The following is a 9,443-nucleotide window of genomic DNA, read 5'->3' on the forward strand; positions in this document are numbered from 1 at the left end:
TCAGCCCTCCCCCGCGCCGGCGGCGGTCTGCTCGACGTCGGCGGAGGCGCCGTTCCCCGTGTCGCCCGCGGTGTCCCCCGCCGCAGCGCCCTGGGAGCCCGTGTCGGACGATGTCGTGCGCGTCACCGGCGGGAGCTCGACGGCCGGCGGGAGGACCGCCGTCGCGCTCTCCTCGAACCCGAACTGCCCGACCTGGTCCGCGATGCGCGCCGCGAGGGCGAGCGGGACGTTGATCCGGCCCGGCTCCGCCTCGATCCCGCTCACGGTGGAGATCGACGCGGCGAGGTCGTCGTTCGCCCGGATGGTCGACACGACGTCACCGCTCACCGCCGTCGGGCCGGCAACGAGCGCCGCCTCGGCGACCTCCTGCGCGGCGACGGCGACCTGGACCTCGATGTCGACGACGTACGTGTCCGGCGCGGGCGCCTCCTCGCCGTCGGCCGCCGGGGCGGCCTGCTCAGGGGCGGGTCCGCCGAGGAGCAGGACGACGTCGGCCGGCAGGGTCTGCTCGGACACCACGTCCACGAGCGCGAAGCGCTCCAGGAGCGCCTCGAGCTCGACGGCCTCCGGGCTGCGCTCCTCCGAGCTCGTCGGGGCCGCACCCGTGAGCGCGAGGGCGAGCGCGCGGGCGAGCCGCTGCTCCGGGGTCGCGTCCTGCGGCACCTCGCCCAGCTTCTCCCCGAGGCCCTCGGCCACGGTCTGGCGCGCGCTCTCCTCGTCCTGGCTCGTCCACGAGTCGGTCAGCCGGACGTGGCCCACGACCGACGCGCCGGCCGTCTCGAGCTGTTCGGCGATCGCGTCGTCCCGCTCGTTGTCGGCGCCGTCCAGGTCGACGACGGCGACGCGACGGTCCTGGAGCGCCCCGGCGACGAGCTGCGGACCCGCTGCCTCGATGTATCGCGAGTCGTTGCCGAGGGTGACGTTCGCCTCGTCGAGCTGGTCGCGCAGCTCGTTGCGCTCGGTGCGCAGCTGCTCCACCTGTCCGGTGAGCTGGTCGCCGATGGCGCCCTGGAGCGGCCCCGCGCCCAGGATGATCCCGACGGCGAGGGCCAGGAAGACCGAGATCAACGAGACGATGTGGTACCTGAAGTCGATCACTGTGCGGTGGTGTCCTTCGGTTCGAGCTGCTGCGTGCTGGCAAGGTCAGGGTGCGCGGGGGCGCGGACCGGGCGCGGTCGCGACCGAACGGCGTGCGGGCCGACGGCGTCGACGGCCCGGGCCGGGTCAGCCGCCGCCCGAGAAGAGCGACCCGATCCACGACCAGAGGTCGTCGAACCGGGCGCCCACGATCCCGAAGAACGTCTGGCCCGCCGCCGTCGACCACAGCGCCGCGACGACGGCGAGGAGCCCCGCGATCGACAGCAGCCAGAGCTGGAGGTTGGAGATCCGGTGCCGGTACAGGCGCGAGACCCCCTTGGCGTCGACGAGCTTGCCGCCGACGCGCAGTCGCGTGAGGAACGTGCTGGCCATGCCCGCACGGCCCTTGTCGAGGAACTCGACCAGGGTCGCGTGCGTCCCGACGGCGACGATGACCTCGGCGCCCTTGTCGTCGGCGAGGAGCATCGCGATGTCCTCGCTCGTGCCCGTCGCCGGGAACACGACCGGCTCGACGCCGAGCGCCTGGACGCGCTCGAGTCCGGGCGCCTTGCCGTCACGGTAGGCGTGCACCACGACCTCGGCGCCGCTGCTCAGCGCGCGGTCGGAGACCGAGTCCATGTCGCCGACGATCATGTCCGGCTTCCAGCCCGCGTCGAGGATCGCGTCCGCCCCGCCGTCCACGCCGATGAGCACAGGCCGGTACTCGGTGATGTAGGGGCGCAGCGTCGCGAGGTCCTCGCGGTAGTGGTAGCCGCGCACGACGATGAGCACCTGTCGACCGTCGATCGGCGTGCGGATGTCCGGGACACCGACGCCGTCGAGCAGCAGGTCACGCTCGCGCCGCAGGTAGTTCATCGTGTTCTCGGCGAACGACTCGATCTCGACCGAGAGGTTGGCACGCGCCTCCTCGAGGCTGCGCGCGACGGTCTCCTCGCTCTGGAGGACGCCTTCCGCCACGAGGTCGTCGCCCAGGTACACCTTGCCGCCGTCGAGCCGCAGCTCGCGGCCCTCGGGCACGGCCATGATCGCGGGGCCGAGGTCGTCGACCAGGACGATCCCCGCCTCGACGAGGACGTCGGGCCCGAGGTTCGGGTAGCGCCCCGAGACCGACTTCGCGGCGTTGAGGACGGCGGACGGCTTGGCCGCGACGAGGGCGTCGGCGGCGACCCGGTCGATGTCGACGTGGTCGATCACCGCGACGTCCCCCGGCTGGAGCCGCTTGGTGAGCGCCTTGGTGCGCGCGTCGACCTTGGCCGGGCCGAGCGTGCCGGACCCGGCCTCCGGCAGGGAGGCTTTGCGCAGAGTGAGTCTCATCGTGCCCTATCGTCCCACGACCGAGGACTCCAGCAGCTCCACCGCGTGGCGACGGGCCGCGTCCGAGTCCTCCTGGCCGGAGAGCATCCGCGCGAGCTCGCGGACGCGCTCGTCCCCCGTGACCTCGCGCACACCCGTGACCGTCACCGCGGCGGTCGCGTCGGCGTCGTCGGGCCCGTCCTCCGAACCTGCGTCGGACGACTTCGTCACGACGAGCTGGACGTCGGCGAACGCCGCGACCTGCGCGAGGTGGGTCACGACGACGACCTGGGCGCGTCGTGCGAGAGACGCGAGCCGGCGCCCGACCTCGACCGCCGCCTTGCCGCCGACGCCCGCGTCGACCTCGTCGAAGACGAACGTCGGGAGCACCTGGCCGGTGCCGTCCACGGCGGCCGTCGCGAGCGCGACCTCGATCGCGAGCATGACGCGCGAGAGCTCGCCGCCCGACGCGCCCTTGCCGAGCGGCCGGGCCGGCGCGCCCGGGTGCGCGACGAGCGAGAAGGTGACGACGTCGGCGCCCCAGGGGCCGGGCTCGTCGGCCCGCTCGACGTCGACCACCAGGCTCGCGCCGCCCATGGCCAGGCCGCGCAGCTCGTCGGTCACCGCGCTCGCGAGCTCGGCCGCGGCGCGCTCGCGCGATGCCGTGATCGCGGTCCCGAGACGGTCCAGCTCGGCGTCGAGGTCGTCGCGGCGCGCCGTCGCGGCGGCGAGCCGCTCGCCGCCGTCGTCGAGGTCGAGGAGTCGCAGACCGGCGTCGCTCGCCCAGGCCAGCACGTCGTCGACCGTCTCGCCGTAGCTGCGCGTCAGGGTCCCGAGCTCCGCGAGACGCGCGTGCGCGGTCTCGAGCCCGGCGGGGTCGGCCGCGAGGTCCTCGACGTAGCCGGAGATCTCGGTCGCGACGTCGGCCAGCACGTAGCCGACCTCCGCGAGGCGCTCGGCGAGCCGCGCGAGCTCCGGGTCCGTCCCGGCCACCGACTCGAGCGCGCGTCGTGCGCGGTCGACCGACACCACCGCGTTCTCCTGCGGCTCGGCGGCCTCGTCCCCGGCGACGGCGTCGTGCGCGAGCTGCGCCGCGACGCGGAGCTCCTCGACGTTGCCGAGCCGCGCCACGAGCGCCGTGAGCTCGGCGTCCTCGCCCGGCCGGGGTGCGACCCGCTCGACCTCCGCCAGTCCCAGGCGCAGCAGCTCCGCCTCCCGGGCCCGTTCACCGGCGCGCGCCTCGATGTCGTCGATCTCCGCCTGCAGCGCGGTCCGCTCGGTCCACGCGTCGCGGTACTGCGCCAGCAGCTCGGAGTGCGCCGGGCCCGCGAACGCGTCGAGCGCCGCCCGCTGCCGGCTCGCGGTCCGCAGCCGGAGCTGGTCGGACTGCCCGTGGACCGTGACGAGGTCGTCGGCGATCTCCGCGAGCACGCCCTGGGGGACGCTGCGGCCGCCGAGGTGCGCGCGCGAGCGGCCCTCGGCCGCGACCGTGCGCAGGATGACGACCGTGCCGTCGTCGTCCACCTGCCCTCCCGCGTCGTCGACCCGCTGGGCGACCGACGGCCGGTCGGTGACGCGCACGCGCCCCTCGACGACGGCGCTCGAGGCACCGGGTCGCACCGTCGCCGGGTCCGCCTTGCCGCCCATGAGCAGCCCGAGCCCGGTGAGCACCATCGTCTTGCCCGCGCCCGTCTCGCCCGTGATCACGGTCAGACCCGCCCCGACCGGGACGCGGGCCGACCGGATGACGCCGAGGTTCTCGATCGCGATCTCCTCGAGCACGCTCACTCCTCCTCGTCCGTGACGTCGTGGTCCCTCGGTGCCTTGCCGGCGTCTGCGGCGGCCGCGGCGCGCTCCGCCGTCGTGCCCGCCGTCGCGGCGACGCTCGCCGCGCGCTCGCGCCATCCGACCACGGGCAGCGAGAACTTCGACACCAGCCGGTCCGTGAACGGCGCCGTGCTGAGCCGTGCGAGGCGCAGCGGCGTGTCGGAGCGCCGCACCTCGACCCGCGAGCCGTTGGGCAGGTCGATGCGCCGCCGGCCGTCGCACGTGAGCACCCCCGACGACGCCGAGTCCGGGAGCACGTCGACCGTGATCGTCGAGCGCGGGCCCACGACGAGCGGACGCGCGAACAGGGCGTGAGCGGCGAGCGGCACGACGAGCACCGCGTCGACGTCCGGCCACATCACGGGGCCGCCCGCGGAGAACGCGTGCGCCGTCGACCCGGTCGCGGTCGCCGTGACGACGCCGTCGCAGCCGAACGACGACAGCGGGCGGCCGTCGACCCCGAGGACGACCTCGATCATGCGCTCGCGCTGCGCCTTCTCGACCGTCGCCTCGTTGAGCGCCCAGCCCACGAGCGGCTCGGGCTCGCCGGGCAGGTACGCACGCACCTCGACGATCGTGCGCTCCTCCACCGTGTAGTCGTACGCCGCGAGCCGCCCCACGGCCGCTCGCAGGTCCTCGCGCTCGCTCTCGGCGAGGAAGCCCACGTGCCCGAGGTTCACGCCGAGCAACGGCACCCCGGTCCCGTGCGTGAGCTCCGCCGCACGCAGGATCGTGCCGTCCCCGCCGAGGACCATGACGACCTCGGACTCCGCGACGCCCTCGCGCGCCCGCGTGCGCGCCATGTGGTCGCCGAAGGACTCCGCGAGGTCGTCGTCGTGCAGCGTCACGGTGAACCCGGCCCGCTCGAGCTCGGTCACCGCCTCGTGCAGCGCGACGACCGCCTCCGGGCGGCCGCCGTGGGTCACGATCAGCACGCGTCGCGTCACGGTGCTCCTCCTGTCAGGGGTCGTGCGTGCGTCGAGGCGTCGGAAGGCGTCTGCGTCCCGACGGGCGTGGGCCGGGACACCAGGACCACGGGCGGCAGGCCGCCGTCGGCCGCGGGCTGCCACGCCACCGCCGCGGCCGCGGCGTCCTCCAGCGCGGAGTCCTCGAGCGCGGCGCCGTCGGCGCGGCCGGGGTCGCCGGCCCGCAGCCACCAGAAGTACTCACGGTTCCCGCTCGGGCCCGGCAGCGGGCTCGGTACCACGGCGAGCGGCCGCAGCCCCGCCACGGCGGCGTGCCGCGCCACCGCTGCGACCACCTCGACGTGGAGCGCGGGGTCGCGCACGACGCCGCCGCTCCCGAGCCGCTCGCGCCCGACCTCGAACTGCGGCTTGACGAGCAGGAGCAGGTCGGAGCCCGGGCCCACGACGCCCGCGACGGCGGGCAGCACCATCGCGAGCGAGATGAACGAGAGATCGCCGACGACGAGGTCGGGCACCGGGCCGACGTGCTCGGGTACCAGGTCGCGGACGTTGAGCCCCTCGTGCACCACGACCCGCGGGTCGGCGCGCAGAGCCGGGACGAGCTGGTCGTGCCCGACGTCCACCGCCACGACCTCGCGCGCTCCCCGGCGGAGCAGGACGTCGGTGAAGCCGCCCGTCGACGCCCCGAGGTCGAGGCAGCGCGCGCCGTCGACGGCCGGCGGGCGGGGCGACGCGCCGACGGGACCGAGCGCGTCCAGCGCGTCGAGCACGCCGGCGAGCTTGAACGCGGCGCGCGAGGCGTAGCCGGGGTCCGCCGGGTCCGGCGTCACCGCGAGCACGTCCTGCGGCCCGACGGCGGTCGAGGGCTTGGTCACGACCGTCCCGCCGCGCGTCACCCGGCCCGCGGCGACGAGCTCGGCGGCCTGCCGACGGGACCGCGCGAGCCCGCGCCGGACGAGCTCGCCGTCGAGGCGGGCACCGGTCCGCTCGCCCACCCTCAGTCCTCCGTGCGGGCGAGCTCGGCTACCAGGGCGTCGTGCACCGCCTCCAGCACGCCGACGTGGTCGGCGGTCGCGAGCTGCTCCAGACCGTCCAGGCGTCCGAGCGCGGCGTCGAGCGGGCTGGTCACCGTGGAGGGCGCCACGTCGTCGCGGCCGTCCGGCGACGGCCCCGGCCGTCCGCCGGGAGGCGGACCGGGCACGGGACGCAGCGGACCGTCCGTCATGTCCTGCCTCCTGTCTGCTGGGCTGCGGGGTCGTCGCCCGGTCGTGCCCGAGCATCGCGGACCACGCTACCGGTTGCGTCCCACGGACGGGCACGACCGTCGACCTCGGCACGGCGGCGCGTCGCGCCCGCCGGGAGCGCTCAGTGCGTGCCGACGGGCAGGTCCGGGACGGTCGACGGGTCGACGGGGAGCCCGCCGTCCACCGACGCCCACGCCGCCGCCGCGGCTGCCCGGACGGTGTCGACGGTCGCGGTGCCGCGGACGTCGAGGCGCAGCGCGCCGTCGTCGACACGCGCCGCGCTGGCGCCGCACGTCCACCACCCGTCCTCGGTGCGCTTCGGCTCCGGGTGCGGCTCGAGGAGGCTGCGCAGGTCCGCGCCCACGTAGTGCGGACGCAGGTGCGGCTGGGCGAGGATCGTGTCCCGCGCCGTGCTCACCCCCGTGAGGACGTGCAGGCCGGGGTAGCCGCCGGCGCGGGCCCCGGCGAGGTCCGTGTCGAGCCGGTCCCCGACGACGAGCGGGGCCCGCGAGCCGGCACGCTCGATCGCGAGCCGGTACATGGTCGGCGACGGCTTGCCCGCGCTGTCCGGCTCGACGCCCGTGGCGGCGCGCACCGCCCCGACGAGCGACCCGTTGCCCGGCGCGAAACCGCGCGCCGTCGGCAGCGACAGGTCGAGGTTGCTCGCGACGTGCCAGGCGCCCCGCTGGACCGCGTAGGCGGCCTCGGCGAGCTGCGCCCACCCCAGCTCGGGGGCGAAGCCCTGCGCCACGGCGTCGGGCTCCTCGTCGGCGGACTCCACGAGGACGAAGCCGGCGTCGTGGACGGCCGTCACGAGACCGGCCCCGCCGACCACGAGGACGCGCGCGCCGGGCTCGAGGCGGGTCCGCAGCAGCGCGGCAGCCGCCTGCGCGGCCGTCATGACCTCGTCCGCCGAGGTGGGGATGTCGAGGCCCGTGAGCTGCTCGGCCACCGAGCCGGGCTCGCGGGACGCGTTGTTCGTGACGAACACGAGGCGCAGGCCGCGCGAGCGTGCCGTGGTCAGGCCCTCCGCCGCGTGCTCGATCGGCTCGTGCCCGCGGTAGGCGACGCCGTCGAGGTCGACGAGGGCGAGGTCGTACCGGTCGGCCAGCGCGACGTCGCTCCCCAGCAGACCCGCGCTCACCGGTCGTCCTCCTCGTCCGACTGTGCGGACGACGGCTCCGCCTCGTCGTGCGCTGCGTCCGGCGCCGCGTCGTCCGGCGCCTGCTCGACGTCGGCCCCGGCGCGCTCGGCGACAGGTTCGCCGTCCTCGTCGATCTCGTCCGTCAGGTCGTAGACCACGACGTCGTCGTCCTCGCCGAGCACCGCAGCGAGCAGGTTCGCGTCGATGCCGGCGAGGATCTCGGCCGCCTCCTCGGTCCGACCCGCGACCTCGAGCACCGCCGCGCGCGCCTGCAGGACCCGAGCCCCGAGCTCGCCCCGCTTCCCGACCGCCGGCACCTGCTCGAGCGCGGCGAGAGCCGCGTCGAGCTCGCCGAGGTCGACGCGCGCGCCGCTCACGACGATCGCGAGCTCGGTGCGCCCGACGTCGTCGAGGGTCGCGGCCTCCTCCGACGCCGCGAGGGCGAGCGCGCGCTCGGGCCGGCCGAGACCGCGCTCGCAGTCCGCCATGATCGGGAGGTGCTCGGACGACCCGTTGAGGCGTCGCACCGTGCGCAGCTCGCGCAGCGCCTCGGCGTACCGGCCGGTCGCGTACGCGGTCAGGCCGGCCGCCTCGCGCGCCACGTCGACCCGTCCCGCTCGACGGACTGCCGCCTGCGCATGCTCGTACGCGAGCTCCGGGTCGGAGTCGATGAGACGCCCCGCCATGACGAGGTGGCGCCCGACGACCTCGGCGGTCTCCTTGCTCAGCGTCCGCAGCCGCCCTCGGGCCGCGCGGTCGAGCTGAGAGATCTGCACCTCGTCGGGGATCGCCGGCCCCGCGGGGTGACGAGGCTCCGGGCGACGGTCGAAACCGTCCCGCTCGCGGCCCGCACCCGCACGCGGAGCGTGCCCACGGCGGTCGCCACCCCGACGCTCGTCACGCGGACCCGAACCCTCCCGCCGACGGTCGGCGGCGTCGCGGCCGTACCGACCCCGGTTGCCCTCCCCCGGACGCGAAGGCCGCTGGTACCCGTCACCGCGTGCCCCCGACCCGCTCCGCCCGTCGCGGGCAGGTGCCCGGTCGTCACGACGCCCGGCACGGTCGCCGCGCCCCTCGCCGTGCTCGCGGCGATCACGGTCCGGCCGCTCGCCGTCACGACGGTCGGGACCCGAGGAACGGTGGCGGTCGGGGCGGCCGCTCTCCGCACGTCCGCGACCCCCGTCCGCCTGTCCCCGGTAGCCTCGATCCTGACGGCCGCGGTCGTCACGCGGGCCGCGACGGGCACCGTCGCCACCCCGGCGAGGACCGTCACCGTCCCTCGAGCCGGTGCCGCCACCGGACTGGCCGCGGCCGGCGCCCCGCGCGTCGCGGGAAGGGCCCTGCCGACCGTCGCGGTCGCGGCGTCCGCCACGGTCGCCGCCCGAGGACGGGCGGTCCGACTCGGACTCGTGGGAGGTGTCGTTCACCAGGGTTACCTCTCGTTGTGAAGTTTGCGCAGGCCATCCTCCCACGTCGGCTCCGACGTCACACGGAACGGGCGGGGGATGACCGCACGGCCGCGGCGGAGCGGTGGCGTGTCGCCGGCCGGCAGATCTAGAGATCCGGAAATGCCGAAGGCCCACCCCGTGTGGGGTGGGCCTTCGGTGAAGGGTTGTCCGGCGGCGTCCTACTCTCCCACCCCGTCTCCAGGGCAGTACCATCGGCGCTGAAGGGCTTAGCTTCCGGGTTCGGTATGGGACCGGGCGTTTCCCCTTCGCTGTGACCGCCGTAACTCTGTGAACCTGTCAACACGTGGGTCACCCCGTTGTGGGGGTGTGGTGTTGGTGGTTCGGGAACCGCACAGTGGACGCGTAGCAAAGTGTTGGTGTTGAAGTTGTCGGCTGATTAGTACCGGTCAGCTGCACGGGTCTTTCGTCCCCGCTTCCACGTCCGGCCTATCGACCCAGTGTT

Annotated in this window: 8 protein-coding genes and 1 rRNA gene; all 9 read right to left on the minus strand. The window is 75.4% G+C overall.

The genetic code is table 11. The features are described from left to right. The 9 genes from JN535_RS07870 to rrf all read right to left on the minus strand — a co-directional run bounded on the left by JN535_RS07870 (position 1) and on the right by rrf (position 9,263). Positions 1–1,098: a copper transporter gene (locus JN535_RS07870; RefSeq protein ID WP_205204544.1), complete on the minus strand. Its 1,098-nt coding sequence runs from the start codon at positions 1,096–1,098 to the stop codon at positions 1–3. A 126-nt stretch (positions 1,099–1,224) separates the two neighbouring features. Then, positions 1,225–2,412: a putative cytokinetic ring protein SteA gene (steA, locus tag JN535_RS07875; RefSeq protein WP_205204546.1), complete on the minus strand. Its 1,188-nt coding sequence runs from the start codon at positions 2,410–2,412 to the stop codon at positions 1,225–1,227. A 6-nt stretch (positions 2,413–2,418) separates the two neighbouring features. Next, positions 2,419–4,173 (minus strand): DNA repair protein RecN, encoded by a 1,755-nt coding sequence (recN, locus tag JN535_RS07880; protein ID WP_205204548.1) that lies wholly within the window; start codon positions 4,171–4,173, stop codon positions 2,419–2,421. Between the two features lie 2 nt (positions 4,174–4,175). Continuing rightward, complete coding sequence (locus tag JN535_RS07885; protein WP_205204556.1) at positions 4,176–5,165, minus strand: NAD kinase; 990 nt, start codon at positions 5,163–5,165, stop codon at positions 4,176–4,178. Then, positions 5,162–6,139, minus strand: a complete 978-nt coding sequence (locus JN535_RS07890) for a TlyA family RNA methyltransferase (protein WP_205204558.1) — start codon at positions 6,137–6,139, stop codon at positions 5,162–5,164. Before JN535_RS07890 ends, JN535_RS07885 begins: the two co-directional genes overlap by 4 nt. 2 nt (positions 6,140–6,141) lie before the next feature. After that, positions 6,142–6,369 (minus strand): hypothetical protein, encoded by a 228-nt coding sequence (locus JN535_RS07895; protein WP_205204786.1) that lies wholly within the window; start codon positions 6,367–6,369, stop codon positions 6,142–6,144. A 140-nt stretch (positions 6,370–6,509) separates the two neighbouring features. Beyond that, positions 6,510–7,532, minus strand: a complete 1,023-nt coding sequence (locus JN535_RS07900) for an HAD-IIA family hydrolase (RefSeq protein WP_205204567.1) — start codon at positions 7,530–7,532, stop codon at positions 6,510–6,512. Beyond that, positions 7,529–8,308 (minus strand): hypothetical protein, encoded by a 780-nt coding sequence (locus JN535_RS07905; protein ID WP_307868393.1) that lies wholly within the window; start codon positions 8,306–8,308, stop codon positions 7,529–7,531. The genes JN535_RS07900 and JN535_RS07905 overlap by 4 nt, the downstream gene beginning before the upstream one ends. Positions 8,309–9,146: 838 nt before the next feature. Continuing rightward, positions 9,147–9,263: ribosomal RNA gene (gene rrf, locus JN535_RS07910) — 5S ribosomal RNA — on the minus strand. Between the last annotated feature and the right edge of the window lie 180 nt (positions 9,264–9,443).

Origin of the sequence: Cellulosimicrobium cellulans (assembly GCF_016921195.1) — a bacterium.
In the GTDB taxonomy this organism is placed as follows: Bacteria; Actinomycetota; Actinomycetes; order Actinomycetales; family Cellulomonadaceae; genus Cellulosimicrobium; species Cellulosimicrobium cellulans_F.